Below are 19,549 nucleotides of genomic sequence, written 5' to 3'. Positions count from 1 at the left end.
GGCCGCTGGCCAATGCCCCTAGTATCCCGCGAAAAGAGGCCAGGAAATGCCCAGCGAAAAGACCCAGAATCTCCAGGACGCGTTCCTCAACCATGTCCGCAAGCAGAAGGTACCGGTCACGATCTTCCTCGTGAACGGCGTCAAGCTGCAGGGCGTGATCACCTGGTTCGACAACTTCTGCCTGCTCTTGAGACGCGATGCGCAATCGCAACTCGTCTACAAGCATGCCATCTCGACCATCATGCCGGGTGCTCCGATCCAGCTGTTCGATCCCGAGCACACCGGCGAGGACTGATACATACCTTGACCGATGACTTCGACGACGAGGCCGCCCGCAAGGGCGGCCCTCAGGCATTCATAGATCAGCGCGCGGCGCCGACCCGCGTCGGCCTCGTCATACCCGACGTCCGAGGCCGCGCCACCAACCACAGCATCGAAGCGCGGAAGGCCGAGTTCGAGGGACTGGCAGGCGCCATCCGCGTCGAGATCGTGTTCTCCGAGGTGGCCAAGGTTCGGGAGATCAAGCCCGCCACCTTCATCGGCGGCGGACATGTGGACGAGATCGCCAAGCGCGTGAAGGAGGAGGAAATCGAACTCCTGCTCGTCGACACCGCCTTGCACCCCATCCAGCAGCGCAACCTCGAGAAGGAAACCGGCACCAAGGTGCTGGACCGCACCGGGCTGATCCTCGAGATCTTCGGCGAGCGCGCCGCGACCCGCGAAGGCGTGCTGCAGGTCGAACTGGCCCATCTCAACTACCAGAAGAGCCGGCTGGTCCGCAGCTGGACCCACCTCGAGCGCCAGCGCGGGTCGGGCGGCATGGGCTTCATGGGCGGCCCAGGCGAGACGCAGCTCGAAAGCGACCGGCGGCAGTTGCAGGACCGGATCAAGATGCTCGAAGAGCGCATCGAGAAGGTCCGCCAGACGCGCGGCCAGCAAAAGGGACGGCGCGATGCCGTGCCGTTCCAAGTGGTGGCGCTTGTTGGCTATACCAACGCAGGTAAATCCAGCATATTCAATGCGTTGACCGGCGCAGCGGTGTTCGCGAAGGACTTGCTGTTCGCGACCCTCGATACCACTGTGCGCAAGATAAGCCTGCCGCATGGCCGCGAGGTGATGCTGTCGGACACCGTGGGCTTCGTCTCTGATCTACCCACCGACCTGATCGCAGCCTTCCGCGCCACGCTGGAAGAAGTGCTCGAAGCGCACGTGATCCTGCACGTCCGCGACGTCGCCAATCCGGATCATCAGGCGCAGGCGCAGGACGTGCTGAAGGTCCTTGAAGAACTCGGCATGTCGGCCGACAGCACGCCGATCATCGAGGTCTGGAACAAGGTCGACCTGCTGGAGCGCGATGCCGACGGTAGCTACCCGGCGTTGGCCACTCTGTCGCCGCTCGGAAAGGTTGCTGCTTCGGTGCCGGTATCCGCGCAGACGGGCGAGGGGCTGGATAAGCTGCTCGACACCATCGAGAAGGTCTTGGCCGGGCAGGGCCGCACCTACCGCGTGCTGGTGCCGCACACGGCCGGCGCCGATGTCGGCTGGCTCTATGGGCATGCCGAGATCATCGGCAAGGATGAGCCGGACGAGAACGGGCAGGTCTACGAGGTCCGGGTCGAAGCCCGGCACAAGAACGCCTTCACCGAGCGCTTTGCCGGCCGCATCGAGGGCTCAGACGCCGCTTGAGCGGTCCTTGGCCCGAATCTCGTTCCAGTAGCCGTCCAATCGGTCGAGACCAGCCTCTGCCAGTGGCACCGCGTCTTCGCCGGCGCGGGCCTCGACGTAGCGGAAGCGGCGGTCGAACTTGAGGTTGGCGTCGCGCAGGGCGGCTTCAGCATCGACGCCGAGCTTGCGGGCGAGGTTGGCAGTGGCGAAAAGCAGGTCGCCGAGCTCTTCGTGCAGCTTGGCTTTGTCCTCGGCATCGGCCGCCTCGCGGACTTCGCCGAGCTCTTCCTGCACCTTGTCCAGCGTCTGCCGCCAGTCCGGCCAATCGAACTGTACCGACGCAGCGCGTTTGCTGAGCTTTTCGGCGCGCGCGAGTGCTGGCAGGACGTGCGGGACGTCGTCGAGGATGGACGAGGGCGCCTGCTTGCGCTCGGCCTTCCTAGCCCGCTCGTCGGCCTTCACTTCTTCCCACTTTGCCTTGGCGCCACCGGCATTACGCGCCGCTTCCTCGCCGAACACATGAGGATGTCGTCGTATCAGCTTCTCAGTGATAGCGAAAACCACGTCGCCGATATCGAACAGGCCTTGCTCGGATGCCATCTGAGCGTGGTAGACGGGCTGGAGCAGGAGGTCGCCCAGTTCCTCGCGGAGGTCGGTATAGTCCTTCCGCTCGATGGCATCGGCGACCTCGTAGGCTTCCTCGATGGTGTAGTGCCGGATAGTCGAGAAGTCCTGCTCGAGATCCCACGGGCAGCCTCCGTCGGGGTTGCGAAGCGCCGCCATGATCTCGATGAGGCGGGAGATGTCGCGCGAGGGCTGCATGGGATTTCCGATCAGACGATATCGAACTCGACGGTGTGGCTGCCGACGCGCGCCACCACATGGCCCGGGCCGCTGGCGGGCACGAGCCCACACAGTGAGCCGGTGGTGACGATGGTACCGGCCTTCAGCTGGAACTCAGAACGCTGGTTCTTGGCGTAGGCAATGAAGGAGTTAAGCACGGTGCCGAACGAGTGTTTGGCCGGACCGTTCCAGATTTGCTGTCCAGCGAACTCAAGGTGGACGTCGTAGTTGGCGATCTCGGCGCCGGCATCGCGATGGCTCGGATCCATGACGTAGCCGAAAGCCGAGGCGTTGTCGGCCAGTCCGCCGATAAACCCGGCGGCCGCGCGATCGACATAGCGCGTGCCACAAACTTCGACGCCGACAAAGTAATAGTCGATGGCCTCGATGATATCGATCTCGTCGCGGTTGGCGGCCTCGCTGGTGAGATCGCTGGCCAACACCAGACCGATCTCGACCTCGAGTCCGGTGATTGTCGCCGACGGCAACTGGAATTCGCCGCTCCGGCCGAAGCGCGAGCGATAGATCGGTGCGCAGGTGCCGACGCCATCGGGCGTGATAAGCGTCTTCAGCAGTCCGGCGCCTTCGCCGAGCCCGGTCATGGTCGCGACCTGTATCCGCTGGGCGGCGTCGCGGTCGAGGGTGGAATAGGGCACCGCGTCAACGTTCTGGCTGCTGGAACGCTGGGCCTCAATAAGCTGCTGGATCAGATCCGTTTCGGTCGGCATCTGGGCGCATCCTCCATTCGCATAAGATATATTATGGAACTATCGCATTGAACGAACTGAACGGCTGGCGGCTGTTTCGTGCAGCTCTATCCCAGCACGGCCGTTGCCGTGATCTCGATCCTCAGCCCCTTGGCCAGCAGCTCCTTGACCACCACTGTGGCACGGATCGGATATGGCTTGGTGTTGAAGAACTCGGCGTACACACGGTTCATGCCCGGCGCGTCGGCGCTGTCGATCAGGAATATCTGCACCTGGACGATGTTGGTCAGCTCGCCGCCGGCGGCGTTGATGGCTTGTTTGAGGTTCGACAGCGCCTGGCGCGTCTGCAGCTCGATGTCGCCGTCGATGATCACGCCGGTTTTCGGATCCTCGGCCAACACCACGAGCCACACGTGATTGCCGGCTCGTACGCAGTCGTTGATCGGCCCGCTAGACGGCGCGATGCCTGTGTCGATGACTTCAATCATGGCGGCGCAGCTCCGTCGTTGTGTTGCGCTATGATAGCGCCGGCGTGGGCTAGCGAGGACTGATGATCTCGCCGGTGGTGATGTCGACCTGTAGTCCGTCATAGGCCGGCCGGACGTGATCCGGCGTCATCGCGTCTGTCTGGGCGTAGTCGAGATCGATGTGCAGGTTCGTCAGCACCGCATGGCGCGGGCGCAAATCCTCAACCAGCTCAAGTGCTTCGGAGAGGCTCAGGTGGCTCGGATGCGGCGTCGGCCGGAGTGCGTCGAGCACCCAGGTATCGAGACCGCTGACCGCCTCGCGCGAGCCGTCTGGGATGCCGCTGAGGTCGCAGGAATAGGCGAAATTCCGGATGCGAAAGCCCAACGAGAAGATGTCGCCATGGTCCTGGCGGAACGGCAGAACCGTGATGGAGCCCCCTGGCCCATCCACGGTCAGCGGCGTGCCGGCTTCGATCAGGTGCTGGTTGAGGATCGGCGGATAGCCGGAACCCGGCGGTGCTGTGAAGCAGTATGCGAAGCTCGGAACGATGCGGTTGGCCGCCTCGGCGGTAAAGTAAACGTCGACGCGCTTGCGGTGGTTCAGCGCCAAAACGCGAAGATCATCAATGCCATGGGTATGGTCGGCGTGCTCGTGCGTGTAGAGCACGGCCTCGACCCGATCGACCTCGGCGCGCAGCAGCTGCTCGCGCAGGTCGCAACCGGTGTCGACGATGATCCGGGTCGGCTGGTCCGAGCCGTCCGAATAGCCCTCGATCAGCAGCGAGCAGCGGCTGCGGCGGTTCTTCGGGTTGTCCGGGTCGCAGACGCCCCAGTGCCCGCCGATGCGCGGCACGCCGCCGGACGAGCCGCAGCCCATGATCGTCGCTATGATACGGTGTGCTTCAGGCATTACGCCTTAGCCTTTGAGAATAAACGGAAAAAGCTATCGGTTGTCTCGGTCGCGAGTTGCTCGATGGCAATGCCTCGAACCTCTGCGACCTTGGCGGCAGTATGGGCTACGAAACTCGGCTCGTTGGTGCCGCCACGATGCGGCACGGGAGCCAGATAAGGTGCATCTGTTTCAACAAGATAACGGTCAGCGGGCACGAACCTCGCGACCTCGCGGATCTCCTCGGCATTCTTGAAGGTGATGATGCCGGAGAACGAGATGTAGCCGCCGAGATCGAGGGCCCTACGGGCGAGATCGGCGCCACCGGTGAAGCAGTGGAGCACGAAAGGGAAGGCCCCCTGCCCCATTTCCTCTGCCAGGATGCTACCCATATGAACGTCAGCTGAACGGGAATGGATCACCAGCGGCAACCCTGTGAGGCGCGACGCGGCAATGTGCCGGCGGAAACCGGTCTCCTGCGCCTCCTTGGGCGCATTGTCGTAGAAGTAGTCGAGCCCGGCCTCGCCGATGGCGACGCATTTCGGATGCTCGCTCAGACGGACCAGGTCCTCGGTGAAGATGTCGAGCTCTTCGTCAGCGTGATGCGGATGGGTGCCGACCGAGCACCAGACCTCGGGATTCTCCTCGGCGATGGCCTTGATCTCGTCGAAGCGCTTCACCCGGGTCGAGATGGTGACCATGCCGTCGATCCCCGCCGCTTTCGCGCGGGCCAGCACGCCGGCCCGATCGGCGGCGAGCTCGGGGAAATCGAGGTGGCAGTGCGAGTCGATCAGCATGGCTCAGGCGGCCGGTTTGGCGTGCTCGAACTTCTTGAACACCGGCTCGGGCGGCGGCAAGACGGTTCCGGCGGGAACGCCGGACGCGCTGAGCGCATGGCTCAGCAGGCGCTGGTCAGCCGGCACGGCCAATGCATCGAGGAACTTCGCAGCGGAGCCCGGCACGAACGCCTGGGCAGCGATGGCGGCGCGGCGGACGATGTCAGCGGTCGTCGCAAGGATCGTGCCCATGCGCGGCAGATCCGCTTTCAGCCCCCACGGCGCCTGGTCGGCGAAATAGAGGTTGGCAGCATTGAGCAGCGTCGTGAGTTCGCCGGCAGCCTCGTGGATCTGCTGGGTCTTCATGGCGAGGTCCATCTTGCCGATGGCTTCGATCGCCGTGGCGACGATGGCGCGCTCGGCCTCGGTGGGCTGCGCCTCAGGGAGCGCGCCGCCAAAGTTCTTCTGGATCATCGACAGCGAGCGCTGCGCCAGGTTGCCGAAATTGTTGGCGAGGTCGGAGTTGTTGCGGTTGATGAACTTCTCGCGGCCCCAGTCGCCGTCATGGCCGAAGCTGATCTCGCGCAGGCAGTACCAGCGGACCGGGTCGGTGCCGTAGAGGTCGAGCTGCTCGTGCGGGTCGACGATGTTGCCGACCGACTTCGACATCTTCTTGCCCTCGGAGGTCAGGAAGCCGTGGGCGAAAACGCGGTGTGGCACATCGATGCCGGCGCTCATCAGGAAGGCCGGCCAGTAAACGGTGTGGAAGCGGATGATGTCCTTGCCGATGACGTGCAGGTTCGCCGGCCAGAACTTCTTGAACTGCTCGGAGGCGCCATCGGGAAAGCCGACGCCGGTGATGTAGTTGGTGAGCGCGTCGACCCAGACGTACATAACGTGGCCGGAGGCGCCCGGCACGGGAATGCCCCAGTCGAAGGTGGTCCGGCTGATCGAGACGTCGCGCAGGCCCGCCTTCACAAACGAGACGATCTCGTTGCGGCGCTCTTCGGGCGCGATGAAGTCCGGGCGGTCGGTGTAGAGCTTCAGCAGCCGGTCCTGGTAGGCGGAGAGGCGGAAGAAGAAGCTGTCTTCCTCGACCCATTTCACCTCGGCGCCGGTCGGCGCGAACTTCTTGCCATCTTCGCCGTTGGTGAGCTCCTCCTCGTCGAAATAGGCCTCGTCGCGGACCGAGTACCACCCCTTGTAGGTCGACTGGTAGATGTCGCCGTTGTTGGCGGCGGCCATCTTGCGCCAGAGTTCCTGGCTCGACTCGTAGTGGCGCGGCTCGGTGGTACGGATGAAATCGTCGTTCGAGACGTCGAGGCGGGCTGCCAGCTCCTTGAAGCGGGCCGCGTTGCGGTCGGCCAGCTCGCGAGCGGTGATGCCCTGCGCGGCAGCCGTCTGCACCATCTTGATGCCGTGCTCGTCGGTGCCGGTGAGGAAAAAGGTGTCCTTGCCTTCCAGCCGGGCCCAGCGGGCAATCGCGTCGGTCGTGATCATCTCGTAGGCGTGGCCGATGTGCGGCTCGCCGTTGGGATACGCGATGGCGGTGGTGACGTAGAAGGAATCGGTCATGGGGCGGACGAGGTGACGCTCAACTGCTGGTGTTTCCGGATCGCGTCGAAAATGGCGACCAGGGTCTGCCGCATGTCGAGGTTGTATTCATCGGCATCGGCGAGTGAAAGCTGGGCCTTGTCCCATAGCTCGTTGGCAGAGGCAAGACGGACACGGTCGCCGGCAGCGGCAGCGGACTTGGCGGCTTCGGCCAGCCAGTCGTTGAGGATATCGCGCGCAAAGCGAAGTTCGGCAGAGTCGCGATCAGCGCCGAGCGCATCGGCGAGCGCGATGCGGGCTGCGGATGGTGCGGCGACAGGGTCAACCAACCAGGACTGGAGGAGCTGCAGCGCGCCCCCCTCGCCCAGCAGCATCGCCTCGAAGCCGCGGCGCGGGCGGCCGCCCGCCAGCGACACGGCGCGATCGATGGCGACGGCCTGACCGCCGACCTGCTCGAGCACGGTGCGGACGTCGCCATCGGCGATTGGGCGGAGTGCCACCTGGAAGCAGCGCGACTTGATCGTGGGCAGCAGCGAGCCTGGGCGATGTGAAACGAGCAGGAACGTCGTGTCGGCCGGCGGCTCCTCGAGGATCTTGAGCAGCGCGTTGGACGACGAGACGTTGCAGTCGTCGATCGGGTCGACGATGGCGATGCGGTGGCCGGCGCGGCCGCGGGTCATCCGCATTTCCTCGATGAAGCGGCGGACTTCCTCGACGCGGATGGCGGTGTAGTAGCCCTTGCCGGTGTCGCGGGCGGCCTTACGCATGACGAAGAGGTTCGGATAGGCGCCAGCGGCCACCTGGGCGGCGATGTGCTCGGGCGACTCGTCACCCGTGTGCTCGAAGATGCGGCGCGCGAGGTCGAAGGCCAGCGTTGCCTTGCCGATGCCGCGCGGACCGTGAATCAGGATGCCGCCGGGCAGCCGGCCGGCATCGAGGCGATCGAGCAATGTGGCGCGCGCGGAACCGTGGCCGGAAACGCCGGTCTGGAACTCGGGTAGCGGGACGCCCTCGAGCTGGTCGGGTTCGCGTTCGGGATAGTCCAATTCAGCCGGCCTTTGCCTCGAGCTCGGGGAAGCGCCGGATCAGCGTATCCCAGATCTCCTGCTCCAGCGCATCCTCGGATTGCCCGGCCGGCAGCACGATGCAACGCTCCGGATTGGCCTTGCCGATGGCGAGGAAGGCCTGCCGCAGCCGGCGATGCCACTCGAGGTCCTCCTTCTCGAAACGGTCGCCGGTTTCAGCCAGTGCCTTCTCGATCTCGCGGTTGTTCACGCGGGCGAAGGCGACGGCCGGGTCCATGTCGAGAATGAAGGTGATGTCGGGCTGGTGGCCGTCCAGCGCCAGCGTCTCTAGGCCGCGGATCAGCTTGTCGTCTACACCGCCGGTGAGGCCCTGATAGGCACGCGTCGAGTCGTGGAAGCGGTCGGAGATCACCCATTTGCCGCTGTTGAGGCTGGGGGCGATGAGGCTGCTGACGTGGTCGTAGCGGGCGGCGGCGAAGAGGACGGCCTCGGCGCCGGCGCCCCAGCTTTCGGAACGACCCTGCAGGATGAAGGCGCGGACGGCCTCGGCCTTAGGCGTGCCGCCGGGCTCGCGAGTGCGGACTGCTTCGATGTCCATGCGGTTGAGCCGGACCAGCAGGCGCTTCACCTGCGTCGACTTGCCGACACCTTCGCCCCCCTCAAAGGTGATGAAACGGGCCGCTGCCTTGGCTGGAATATCGAGCATTAGGCGCGGGTTCCTCGCTGCTTGGTCCGGTAAAGTCCATGAACTTCTGCCGGTCTCTAGTACTAGAGCCAGCCGAGCGCCAGTTCCTTGAGTGCGTCGGTCGCCTTGCGCACGATATCGCCGTCACCGACGTCCTCGCCTGCAAAGAGCGGGGTGACCTGTACCACGGCGCCGTTGCACATGACATTGAGCTGGGCGAGTTGATCGCCCTTCTGCACAGGCGGGCGGATCGGCGCCTTGTAGGTCACGGTGGCTTGCGGGCAGTTCTGCGCGCCCTTGGGCAGGAACAGGTCGATACTGCCCTTGCCCACCAGCGACACCTGCCCGGCGCTGCCGCCATAGACATCGGCATGGGAGATGGCGGCGCCTTCGGGATAGACCGGAATCAGCTCGAAGCCGCGGGTACCCCAGGTGACGAGCTTCCGCGCTTCTTCGGTGCGCTCGGTCATCGACTTCAAACCGTGCAGCACGGCGATCAGCCGGCGACCGGTGGCGGCCGTGGAGACGACCTCGCCGTAGCCAGCGGACTCGGTGTGGCCGGTCTTCAAGCCATCGACACCGATGCCGATCTCGAGCAGCGAGTTACGGTTCATCTGGCGGATCTTGTTCCAGGTGAACTCCTTCTCGGAGAAGATGGGGTAGTACTCGGGGAACTGGGCGATGATGAAGCGCGCGATGGTCGCGAGGTCACGGGCCGTCGAAAACTGCGCCGGATCGGGTAGCCCCGTGGCGTTGACGAAGTTCGAGCCGGTGAGGCCGATCTCCTTGCCGAGCTGGTTCATCATCTGGGCGAAGCTGAGCTCGCTGCCCGCAATGCCTTCGGCGAGCGCAATCGCCGCGTCATTGCCCGACTGGATGATGACGGAGCGGACCAGGTCCATCACCTGAATCTTGGAGTTGAGCTCCGCGAACATGGTGGAGCCCCCGGAGGACGCACCACCGTCCCGCCAGGCATGCTCGGAGATGAAGAACTCGTCCGTGGGATTGAGCTTCTTGCGCTGCAACTGGTCGAACACCACGGCCAGCGTCATCAGCTTTGCCATACTGGCAGGCTCGAGCTGGTCGTCAGCAGCCTTGTGGAAGAGGATCGTGCCCGACTCGTAGTCCATCAGCACCGCAAATGGCGCCTTGGTGTCGAAATCCTGCGCGTGCGCCGACAGGGCCCACAGGACAGTGAGTAACGACACCAGCAGTTTCAGGACGACGTTCCGCAAGCTCAACCCCGATGGCGGCCAGTGCGGGCCACCCTTCGACTAATAGAGCACCAAATCCTTGAGTCCAAGGTTCCTGGCGAGCGACATCACATCATCTCGCGCCACGCCGGGCTTAAGGTGCGTCAGTGTCAGGCGTGTGGCATCGGCACCAGGGATGCGGACCGCCTCCTCGTCGACAGCGCCGAGCATGGCGAACTGCAGTGCCACGTCGTCGGCTTGTGCGGCATCAGCGAAAACGCCGAGCTCGAGCTTGATGGCGCGCTTGTCCTCATCGACCGTGGCAACCCAGGCATCCAGCGAGCCCGAGCGGGTGGCCATGGCGTTGGCGGCAGCGTGCGCTTCGTTGATCGCCTGGTCGGCAGCGCCGGTGTCGGCATAGCCGAACATGTCCATGATGCCGCCGAGCAGGTTCGGGCGCTCTTCCGTGCTCGCCTGCTGATTGTAGTCGGCGAAATTGATCCGGCCGCCGGTCACGCTGACCTGGGTAGGTGTGTCAACCATGGCGAGGCGAGTGGTGCCCTGCTCCATGCGGGTCGGCCGGTCTACGCTGGCGAGCAGCATGCGGGTGTCATCGCCGTTGAGCGGCGCGGGGCCGATATACTGGACCTGGATATTGCCGACGCCGTTGCCGGCGTAGCCGAGGATTTCGGCGGTGCGATAGCTCAGGTCCATTACCCGGCCATGCAGGTACGGGCCGCGGTCGTTGACGCGGCAGACGATGGAGCGACCGTTCTCGACATTGGTGACGCGAACATAGCTCGGGAGCGGCAGCACCGGGCTGGCGCAGGAAATGGCATTGGCCGAGAAGATCTCGCCGTTGGCGGTGCGGCGGCCGTGGAAGTCATTGCCGTACCAGGAGGCGCCGCCGGACGCGACGTAGCCGATCGGGTTCTCGATCGGCTCGTACAGTTCGCCGCGCACCGTATAGGGTTTGCCGACCATGTAGCGGCCGCCGCCCTTTGGCGGGTTCTTGGCGTTGGTGACGCGCGGGCTGACAGCGACGCCGAATTCCTTGGAGCTGAAGGCGGACCGCTTGATATGCGGCACCCCTCCCCCGTCGCTGCTGCAGGCAGCTACGACCGGCAGGACGAGCACGGCAAGAACAAGCAGCCGGGCGGCCGCGCGAAGGTCGCGAGAGAACACTGCCAAAACCAGATCAACCCAAAACAGAGATTTCCGCACCATACCGAAAGCCGTGCGGGGATGGTCTCAGGGAACCGCAACGTGGTTGCAGCCGGGTTAATTTGCTTCAAATGCCAGCTATTTAGCCGCCCACTCCGCGAGTTCCGCGGTAACAATGGCGTGTTGCTCGACCAGCGCCATGTGCCCTGCCCTCGGCACGACGACGAGCTTTGCGTCGGCAATGCCGGTGGCCATCTCGCGGGCGGCATCGGGAACGGTGATGGCGTCCTTGTCGCCGACGACCACCAGGGTCGGAGCCTCGATGGCGCCGAGTTCGGGGCGAGAGTCCGGGCGGTTCATGATCGCGGTCTGCTGGCGGATGTACGTCTCGCCACCGACGGCCGTCGCCATGCGGACGTGCAGAGCCTTGAGCGCGGCGTCGCCTACATGGTCGGGATGGACGGCGTTCGGGAACGACTGAGCGACGGCGAGATTGAACTTCCCCTGCTCCGTCAAGGCGATGGCGGCGCGGCGCTTATCCTTGGCTTCCGGCGTGTCCGGCCGTGCCGAGGTATCGAGCAGCGCCAGCTTCGGCACCCGCCCCCTCGCCTGCCGGAGAATCTCGAATGCCAGGTAGCCGCCCATGGAGAAGCCGACGAGCGCGAACTCCGGCGGCGCATCGCGGAGGATCGACGCGGCGATCTCCTCCATCGACGTGCCCTCGGTGTGGTTCGCCACCGTAACCGGACCGAACCGCCACAGTGCCGGCATCTGATGGGCGTAAATCTCGGCGGTGCAGTTGAGGCCGGGTACGAGGAGGATTGGCATTGTCATGAAAGCGAAAGTCCTGATCGGATGTTCCAGTTCCGCAATTCGTGCGGAAACAGCCTTGCTTGCCGGGCGGTCGGCAATCATATAAAGATATCTTTATATCCCGCCGTGCGACCTTGCCGGCGGTGAACGCATTTTGGCGTGACAGACGTTGGAAAGTCGAGCGATGACTGAAGCTCAACACATTGAGATCGATAGAAATTCCTTGCCGAATGGCGAGGAGGTTCGGGCAGCGCTTACCCAAGCGGCCTCCGAACGCATCCTGATCCTCGATGGCGCCATGGGCACGATGATTCAGCAGCTGAAGCTCGATGAGGCCGCCTATCGCGGCGAGCGCTTCAAGGACTGGCATAAGGATGTGCGGGGCAACAACGACCTGCTTAACCTGACCCAGCCGGACGCGATCCGAGCCATCCACCTGCAATACTACCTCGCCGGCGCCGACATGGTGGAGAGCAACACGTTCTCGTCCACCGACGTGGTGATGGCCGATTACGGCATGCAGGAGCTCGCCTACGAGCTGAACTATGCCGGGGCCCAACTCGCCCGCGAGGCAGCGCAGCAGGCGTTCGACATCGACGGCAAGCGCCGCTTCGTGGCGGGCGCGCTTGGGCCGCTGAACAAGACCGCATCGATGTCGACCGACGTCAATTCGCCGGGTCACCGGGCGATCACCTTCGACCAGATCGTCAAGGGCTATGCAGAGGCGATCAACGGACTGATCGACGGTGGCGCTGACGTGCTGCTGTTCGAGACGATCACCGATACGCTGAACACCAAGGCTGGCATCTTCGCGGCGCAGCGCATTTTCACTGAGCGCGGCTATGAGTTGCCGGTGATGATCTCTGGGACGATCACCGACCTGTCGGGTCGCACGCTCTCCGGTCAGACGCCGACGGCGTTCTGGTACTCGGTGCGGCATGCCAAGCCCTTCACCATCGGGCTCAACTGCGCGCTCGGCGCCAATGCCATGCGCGCCCACATCAACGAGCTCAGCGACGTCGCGGACACGCTGATCTGCGCTTACCCGAACGCCGGGCTGCCCAACGAGTTCGGCGGCTATGACGAGTCGCCGGAGTTTATGGCGCGCCAGCTCGAGGGTTTTGCCCGCGACGGCTTCCTCAACATCGTTGGAGGCTGCTGCGGTTCGACCCCGGACCACATCCGGGCGATCAAGGAAGCAGTGTCGAAATATAAGCCGCGGAAAATCCCCGAGGTGCCGACCTTCCTGCGGCTGAGCGGTCTCGAGCCGTTCACGCTGACCGAGGACATCCCGTTCGTGAACATCGGCGAGCGGACCAATGTCACGGGCTCGGCCAAGTTCCGGAAGCTAATCACCGCCGGCGACTACACCGCCGCGCTCGAAGTGGCGCGCGACCAGGTGCAGAACGGCGCGCAGGTCATCGACATCAACGTCGACGAAGGCCTGCTCGACAGCCAGAAGGTGATGGTCGAGTTCATCAACCTGCTCGCAGCCGAGCCGGATATCGCCCGCGTTCCGCTGATGATCGACAGCTCGAAGTTCGAGGTGATCGAGGCGGGGTTGAAGTGCGTGCAGGGCAAGGCGCTGGTCAACTCGATCTCCATGAAGGAAGGCGTCGAGAAGTTCCTCGAAGCTGCCCGGCTGGTGCGCTCCTATGGCGCCGCAGTGGTGGTGATGGCATTCGACGAGCAGGGCCAGGCCGACACCTATGAGCGCAAGGTCGAGATCTGCACCAAGGCCTATAAGCTCTTGACCGAGGAAGTCGGCTTCCCGCCCGAGGATATCGTCTTCGACCCTAACATCTTCGCCATCGCCACCGGCATCGAGGAGCACGTGGGCTATGGCATCGCCTTCATCGAGGCGACGAAGACGATCCGGCAAACCCTTCCGCACGCTCATATTTCCGGCGGCGTGAGCAATCTCAGCTTCTCGTTCCGTGGCAACGAGCCGGTGCGCGAGGCGATGCACTCGGTGTTTCTCTACCACGCCATCCAGGCGGGCATGGACATGGGCATCGTCAATGCCGGTCAGCTGGCAGTGTACGACTCGCTGGAGCCGGGGCTGCGCGAGGCCTGTGAGGATGTGATCTTCAACCGTCGTGCGGATTCGACCGAGCGGCTCTTGGAGATTGCCGAGCGGTTCAAAGGCCAGGCCGGTGGCGAGCAGAAGGCCAAGGACCTGACTTGGCGGACCAAGCCCGTGGCTGACCGCATCTCGCATGCGCTGGTCAACGGCATCACCGAGTTCATCGATGCGGACACTGAGGAGGCCCGCCTCGAGTCGGCACGGCCGCTGCATGTCATCGAAGGCCCGCTGATGGCCGGGATGAGCGTGGTCGGCGACCTGTTCGGCTCTGGTAAGATGTTCCTGCCGCAGGTGGTGAAGTCCGCCCGCGTGATGAAGCAGGCCGTGGCGCATCTCCTCCCCTTCATGGAGGCGGAGAAGAACGCCGACGGCAATGCGACCGGTCGGAAGAGCGCCGGCAAAATCCTGATGGCGACGGTGAAGGGCGATGTGCACGACATCGGCAAGAACATCGTCGGCGTGGTTTTGAGCTGCAACAACTACGAGATCATCGACCTTGGCGTGATGGTGCCGACGGCGAAGATCCTCGAGACCGCCAAGGCCGAGAAAGTCGACGTCATCGGGCTTTCGGGCCTGATCACCCCGTCGCTAGACGAGATGGTGCACGTCGCCTCCGAGATGGAGCGCGAGGGCTTTACCGTGCCGCTGCTGATCGGCGGCGCGACGACCTCGCGCGTCCACACGGCGGTGAAGATCCACCCCCAGTATCATGGCGGTCCGACGGTGCACGTGCACGACGCGAGCCGCGCCGTTGGCGTGGTGTCGTCGCTGCTGTCGCAGGAACAGCGTCCGGCCTATGTCAGCGACGTGAAGGCCGAGTACGAGCGGCTGGCCGAAAAGCACCGGCAGAGCGAGGCCGAAAAGCAGCGGACGCCGCTCAGCAAGGCACGCGACAACCGCTTCAAGCCGGACTGGAGCAACTACACGCCACCCAAGCCGACCTTCCTCGGCACGCGTGTGTTCGAGAACTACGACCTAGCCGAGATCGCCAAATACATCGACTGGACGCCGTTCTTCCAGGCCTGGGAGCTCAAAGGCCGCTTCCCGGCGGTGCTCGAGGACAAGGACCAGGGCCCCGCTGCGCGCCAGCTCTGGGACGATGCCCAGAAGATGCTGAAGGAAGTGATCCAGAAGAACTGGTTCCGCCCCAAGGCGGTGATCGGTTTCTGGCACGCCAATCAGGTTGGCGACGATATCCGGCTCTATACCGACGCCGACCGCAAGGATCAGCTGGCGACGTTCTTCACCCTGCGCCAGCAGCTGTCGAAGACCGGCGGCAAGCCGCACATGGCGCTGGCCGACTTCGTGGCGCCCGAGGGCACCCCGGACTATCTGGGCGGCTTCGTCGTCACGGCTGGGCTCGAGGAGAACGTCATCGCCGAGCGCTTCGAGCGGCGGAACGACGACTACTCGTCGATCCTGATCAAGGCACTGGCAGACCGCTTCGCCGAGGCGTTCGCCGAACTGATGCACGAGCGGGTGCGGAAGGAATTCTGGGGCTACGGCGCCAGCGAGGCCTTCGCGCCGACCGACCTCGTCGGCGAGCCCTACCAGGGTATCCGCCCTGCCCCGGGCTATCCGGCGCAGCCGGACCACACCGAGAAGACGACGCTGTTCCACCTGCTCAACGCCAAGCAGCGGATCGGCGTGGAGCTTACCGAGAGCTACGCCATGTGGCCGGGCTCGTCCGTGTCCGGTATCTACCTCAGCCACCCCGAGAGCTTCTATTTCGGCGTGGCCAAGGTCGAGCGTGACCAGGTGGAGGACTATGCCCGGCGCAAGGGCATGGCGATCCGCGAGGTCGAGCGCTGGCTCGGGCCGATCCTCAACTACACGCCGAGCGCGGACAAGGAGGCGGTATGACCTCCCCCGCTCCGTTCGCGCGTCGCGACCGCTCCGTGCCGGTGACCGTGGTCACCGACAAGGCGGCGCTCGCGCGCTTCGGCGGGCGTGATACCGCCGTGGTGCATCTTGATCCGCCGCTGCATGCCCATGAGCCGGGAACCGAGTGCATCGCCTGCGAGAGCCGCGGCAATGTGCGGGTGCTGCTGTTCGAGCTGCAGGAAAAGGTGCGGCTCGGGATGGCCGAGCCGTTCGTGCGCGTCGTCGTCGATGCGACCGACGTCAGCGACCGGGACGCCGTCGCCGATGCGATCGTGCCGGGCAAGCTCCCGGCGTTCGGCCTGAGAGACCACACCGTGGCCCGCAACTTTCATCTGGCGGAGGTGATTTGATGGCCGCCCTCGACTTCTTTGTCCGGCAATCGGTTGATGACACCTCGCCGACCAGCCGGGTCGCATTGCTGGCGCTCGGCGACGCTGAGCGCAGCCGGCGGCTGGGCGACCTGCAGTCCGAGATCCGTGCCCGGCTGGCGGCGGCCAGCGACCCACGCGATTGGCGTAACCAGATCGGCATGATCGTCGCCGACCTGCGCCGGCATGGCCACGAACTACGGCGCGAGGCCGATGACGCCCAGTCTCACGCGTGGCGCGGCGAGGCGGGCCAACTGGCCGTCACCTTCTGCCGCGACGGAAACACCGTGCTGGACTGGCAGGCCTGACCGTTCAACACGGACCTTTCACGGGCACGTCCGTGTTGTTTTCGCAGTGAAATCCTGCCACGCTTGGGCATCGTGGACCGCCACCATTGGTGGCGCGACGCGCGTACGCTTGAGGGGGCGTGTCAATTGTCAGACCCACATGAACCGTTCTCGATCAATGTCGGGAGCAAGTTGCTTTTCGGCGCCGTCATGCTCATGGGCCTCGGTGTGGTGGCCATCATCCTGTTGCCCATAGCGACGGCGTTCAGTCCCGCACCGGAGCCCGATCCCGGTCCGGCGAGGATCATCGGCGCCATAGTGCCGGGAATCATGCTGGCGATCGTTGGCGTGGTCGTCGGCCTGATCGCCGGGTTGTTTCTCGGCTATGCCCAGGGAAAGTACCCGCGCTCCCGCTCCTAATGCGCGTGCTCGGTGACGCACTCGCCGTGATCGGCCAGCACTTCGATGATGCGGCAGTCGCAGATGCGCCCGTGGCCGCATTCCTCGACCATTCGCGCCAGCTCGCCGCGTAGCGCGGTGAGGCTGGCGATGCGGCGGTCGATTTCGCTGAGATGGTTGCGGGCGATGCTGTCGGCCTGATGGCAGGACGCTTGCGGGGCGCCGGCCATATCCAGCAGTTCGCGGATATCGTCGACCTCGAAGCCAAGCTCGCGCGAATGGCGGATGAAGTTCAGCCGTTCGACTTCCGGCTTGCCGTAGCGACGCTGGTTGCCCTCCGTACGCGGCGGCGCCGACAACAGCCCGATCTGCTCGTAGAAGCGGATTGTCGGCACTTTTACGCCGGTCAGTCGTGACAATTCGCCGATCGGCAGATTCATCGCATTCACCCCTTGATCCTCTAGTGGCTAGAGGTCCTAGATGTATGCGGACATGATGAAGAATCCAAGGAGCGCCCCATGTCCGAGGCCGCTGAGAAGCTGAAGTTCCGCATTGGCGGCATGGATTGCGCTGCCTGCGTGACCAAGATCGAGAACGCTGTCGGGCGGCTTCCGGGCGTCGGCGAGGTGGGGGTGTCGCTGCCGAACGGCACGCTGACGGTGACGCGCTCGGGCGAGATCGCCAATGGCGCTATTGAGCGGCAGGTGAAGGCGCTGGGGTACTCCATTGCGCCGGCCAAGGGATTTGTGCGGGTTTCGAACGATCACAGCCATGCCGATCACGATCGCGGCGATCACGGTCATGAGCATGAGCACGATCACTCTGGTCATGTCGAAGTCTTCGACGGGCCATGGTGGCAGACCCGCAAGGCGCTGCTGACCTTCATCTCGGCCGGCGCGCTACTCGCGGCCTACATCGTCGGGCAGCTGTTCCCGCAGTTCGGCCACTGGGCGTTCTTTGTCGCCATGGCGGTGGGACTGGTTCCGGTTGCGCGCCGCGCCTTTGTCGCCGCAATGACCGGCACGCCGTTCTCTATCGAGACACTGATGACGATTGCGGCGGTTGGCGCGGTGTTCATCGGCGCGACAGAGGAAGCGGCAACTGTCGTGCTGCTGTTCCTTATCGGCGAATTGCTCGAGGGCGTGGCAGCTGGCCGGGCGCGAGCCAGCATCCGCGGCCTTGCCGACCTGGTGCCGAAGCTGGCGCTGGTGGAGCGCGACGGCGCCACCAGCGAAGTGCCAGCAGTGCAGCTCGCGGTTGGTACGATCATCCTCGTCCGTCCGGGCGACCGGATTGCCGCAGATGGCGTCATCGTCGAGGGCAGTTCGGCCATCAACGAGGCGCCGGTGACCGGCGAGAGCGCGCCAAAGACCAAGGGGGTTGGCGCCGAGGTGTTCGCGGGCACGATCAATGCCGACGCGGTGCTGCGCGTGCGGGTGACGGCTGCTGCTGCCGACAACACCATCGCGCGCGTCGTGCGGCTGGTCGAGGAAGCGCAGGAGAGCAAAGCACCCACCGAGCGGTTCATTGACAAGTTCTCGCGCTACTACACCCCCGGCGTGCTGGTGGTCGGCGCGCTGGTCGCCATCCTGCCACCGTTGCTGGCTGCCCAGCCCTGGGACGAGTGGATCTACAAGGGCCTCGCGATCCTCCTGATCGGCTGCCCATGCGCGCTGGTGATCTCGACCCCCGCGGCCATCGCTGCCGGCCTCTCAGCTGGTGCCCGGCGCGGGCTGTTGCTGAAGGGGGGCGCGGTGCTGGAGCAGTTGCGGAAGATCGATACCGTGGCGCTCGACAAGACCGGTACCCTGACCGAGGGCAAACCGGAGGTGACCGACATTGTCGGCGTCGGCAGGACCGAATCCCAGGTGCTGTCGATGGCGGCGGCGCTGGAGACCGGTTCGAGTCATCCGCTGGCGGTGGCCGTGCTGGCGCGCGCCGGTGCCGACAAGGCATTCGTGCCCCCGGCGACCAATGCCAAGGCGGTACCCGGCAAGGGTGTCACCGGCAAGGTCGGCGGCGAGGAACTGTTTCTCGCTTCACCCAAGGCAGCGGAAGAGCGCGTGCCGTTCGACGCGGTGCTGCGTGAGCGGATCGGGGCGCTCAACGATGCCGGGAAGATCGTCTCGGTGCTACTGGTCGGCGATCAGGTAGCGGGCTTCCTCGCCATCCGCGACGAGCCGCGCGCGGATGCCGCCGAAGGACTAAGCCGGTTGCGGGAAGCCGGCGTCACCACGGTGATGCTGACCGGCGATAACGAGCGGACCGCCCGGGCCATCGGCGCCGACCTCGGCATCGAGGTCCGTGCCGGCCTCCTGCCCGAGGACAAGCAGCGGATCGTGCGCGAACTGCAGCAGCAGGGCCGCGTGGTGGCCAAGGTGGGCGACGGCATCAACGACGCCCCTGCCCTTGCGGCTGCCGATATCGGTATCGCCATGGGCGGCGGCACGGATGTGGCGCTCGAAACCGCCGACGCCGCGATCCTTCACGGCCGCGTCGCCGATATCGCGAACATGATCGGCCTGTCGAAGGCAACGATGGGAAATATCGCCCAGAACATCACCGTGGCGCTCGGGCTGAAGGTGGTATTCCTCGTGACGACGATCGTCGGCATTACCGGTCTGTGGTCGGCCATCCTCGCTGATACTGGCGCGACAGTGCTCGTAACGATCAACGCAATGCGTTTGCTTGGCTGGAAGGCTCGCTAGCCAAGCAAATCGGCTGTCAGCATTTTGTCAGCGGCC

Annotated in this window: 19 protein-coding genes; 7 read left to right on the top strand and 12 right to left on the bottom strand. The window is 64.7% G+C overall.

Annotated features, from left to right (window positions below; genetic code table 11):
• Positions 1 to 46 precede the first annotated feature (46 nt).
• Complete coding sequence (hfq, locus tag AC1DV8_RS15280) at positions 47 to 295, top strand: RNA chaperone Hfq (protein ID WP_055049125.1); 249 nt, start codon at positions 47 to 49, stop codon at positions 293 to 295.
• Positions 296 to 303: 8 nt separating this feature from the next.
• On the top strand, positions 304 to 1,686 hold the full coding sequence (gene hflX, locus AC1DV8_RS15275; RefSeq protein ID WP_477158062.1) for a GTPase HflX: 1,383 nt from the start codon (positions 304 to 306) through the stop codon (positions 1,684 to 1,686).
• On the opposite strand, the gene mazG is transcribed toward hflX, so the two are convergent.
• The 11 genes from mazG to AC1DV8_RS15220 form a co-directional block, all read right to left on the bottom strand.
• Complete coding sequence (gene mazG, locus AC1DV8_RS15270; protein ID WP_477158061.1) at positions 1,672 to 2,487, bottom strand: nucleoside triphosphate pyrophosphohydrolase; 816 nt, start codon at positions 2,485 to 2,487, stop codon at positions 1,672 to 1,674. The two genes, hflX and mazG, sit on opposite strands and share 15 nt — an antisense overlap.
• An 11-nt stretch (positions 2,488 to 2,498) precedes the next feature.
• Complete coding sequence (locus AC1DV8_RS15265) at positions 2,499 to 3,236, bottom strand: hypothetical protein (protein ID WP_477158060.1); 738 nt, start codon at positions 3,234 to 3,236, stop codon at positions 2,499 to 2,501.
• An 86-nt stretch (positions 3,237 to 3,322) separates the two neighbouring features.
• Positions 3,323 to 3,703: a RidA family protein gene (locus tag AC1DV8_RS15260; protein WP_477158059.1), complete on the bottom strand. Its 381-nt coding sequence runs from the start codon at positions 3,701 to 3,703 to the stop codon at positions 3,323 to 3,325.
• Between the two features lie 49 nt (positions 3,704 to 3,752).
• Positions 3,753 to 4,592, bottom strand: coding sequence for an MBL fold metallo-hydrolase (locus AC1DV8_RS15255; protein WP_477158058.1), 840 nt, complete (start codon positions 4,590 to 4,592; stop codon positions 3,753 to 3,755).
• Positions 4,592 to 5,368 (bottom strand): TatD family hydrolase, encoded by a 777-nt coding sequence (locus AC1DV8_RS15250; RefSeq protein ID WP_477158057.1) that lies wholly within the window; start codon positions 5,366 to 5,368, stop codon positions 4,592 to 4,594. The genes AC1DV8_RS15255 and AC1DV8_RS15250 overlap by 1 nt, the downstream gene beginning before the upstream one ends.
• A gap of 3 nt (positions 5,369 to 5,371) precedes the next feature.
• Positions 5,372 to 6,922 (bottom strand): methionine--tRNA ligase, encoded by a 1,551-nt coding sequence (gene metG / locus AC1DV8_RS15245; protein ID WP_477158056.1) that lies wholly within the window; start codon positions 6,920 to 6,922, stop codon positions 5,372 to 5,374.
• On the bottom strand, positions 6,919 to 7,947 hold the full coding sequence (locus AC1DV8_RS15240) for an AAA family ATPase (RefSeq protein WP_477158055.1): 1,029 nt from the start codon (positions 7,945 to 7,947) through the stop codon (positions 6,919 to 6,921). Before AC1DV8_RS15240 ends, metG begins: the two co-directional genes overlap by 4 nt.
• A gap of 1 nt (position 7,948) precedes the next feature.
• Entirely contained in the window at positions 7,949 to 8,632 is a 684-nt protein-coding gene (gene tmk, locus AC1DV8_RS15235) for a dTMP kinase (RefSeq protein ID WP_477149337.1), read from the bottom strand.
• A 62-nt stretch (positions 8,633 to 8,694) separates the two neighbouring features.
• Complete coding sequence (locus AC1DV8_RS15230) at positions 8,695 to 9,846, bottom strand: D-alanyl-D-alanine carboxypeptidase family protein (protein ID WP_477149338.1); 1,152 nt, start codon at positions 9,844 to 9,846, stop codon at positions 8,695 to 8,697.
• A gap of 39 nt (positions 9,847 to 9,885) precedes the next feature.
• Positions 9,886 to 10,893, bottom strand: a complete 1,008-nt coding sequence (locus tag AC1DV8_RS15225) for a septal ring lytic transglycosylase RlpA family protein (RefSeq protein WP_477158054.1) — start codon at positions 10,891 to 10,893, stop codon at positions 9,886 to 9,888.
• Between the two features lie 213 nt (positions 10,894 to 11,106).
• Entirely contained in the window at positions 11,107 to 11,802 is a 696-nt protein-coding gene (locus AC1DV8_RS15220; protein WP_477158053.1) for an alpha/beta fold hydrolase, read from the bottom strand.
• A 163-nt stretch (positions 11,803 to 11,965) separates the two neighbouring features.
• Between AC1DV8_RS15220 and metH the strand changes: the two genes are divergently transcribed.
• The 4 genes from metH to AC1DV8_RS15200 all read left to right on the top strand — a co-directional run bounded on the left by metH (position 11,966) and on the right by AC1DV8_RS15200 (position 16,826).
• Entirely contained in the window at positions 11,966 to 15,730 is a 3,765-nt protein-coding gene (metH, locus tag AC1DV8_RS15215) for a methionine synthase (RefSeq protein ID WP_477158052.1), read from the top strand.
• Positions 15,727 to 16,101 (top strand): hypothetical protein, encoded by a 375-nt coding sequence (locus AC1DV8_RS15210; protein ID WP_477158051.1) that lies wholly within the window; start codon positions 15,727 to 15,729, stop codon positions 16,099 to 16,101. The genes metH and AC1DV8_RS15210 overlap by 4 nt, the downstream gene beginning before the upstream one ends.
• The gene (locus tag AC1DV8_RS15205) at positions 16,101 to 16,427 is read left to right on the top strand and encodes a hypothetical protein (protein ID WP_477158050.1); all 327 of its coding nucleotides are present in this window, start codon (positions 16,101 to 16,103) and stop codon (positions 16,425 to 16,427) included. The genes AC1DV8_RS15210 and AC1DV8_RS15205 overlap by 1 nt, the downstream gene beginning before the upstream one ends.
• A 126-nt stretch (positions 16,428 to 16,553) precedes the next feature.
• Positions 16,554 to 16,826, top strand: a complete 273-nt coding sequence (locus AC1DV8_RS15200) for a hypothetical protein (RefSeq protein ID WP_477158049.1) — start codon at positions 16,554 to 16,556, stop codon at positions 16,824 to 16,826.
• Here AC1DV8_RS15200 and AC1DV8_RS15195 read toward each other — a convergent pair.
• Positions 16,823 to 17,245, bottom strand: a complete 423-nt coding sequence (locus AC1DV8_RS15195) for a MerR family transcriptional regulator (protein ID WP_477158048.1) — start codon at positions 17,243 to 17,245, stop codon at positions 16,823 to 16,825. The genes AC1DV8_RS15200 and AC1DV8_RS15195 overlap by 4 nt on opposite strands.
• 78 nt (positions 17,246 to 17,323) lie before the next feature.
• Here AC1DV8_RS15195 and AC1DV8_RS15190 point away from each other — a divergent pair, with 78 nt between their 5' ends.
• Positions 17,324 to 19,513: a heavy metal translocating P-type ATPase gene (locus AC1DV8_RS15190; RefSeq protein ID WP_477158047.1), complete on the top strand. Its 2,190-nt coding sequence runs from the start codon at positions 17,324 to 17,326 to the stop codon at positions 19,511 to 19,513.
• Positions 19,514 to 19,549: the final 36 nt, after the last annotated feature.

The organism is Devosia sp. P3_B2 (assembly GCF_056402875.1).
This window is presented reverse-complemented; position numbering and strand designations above follow the sequence as displayed.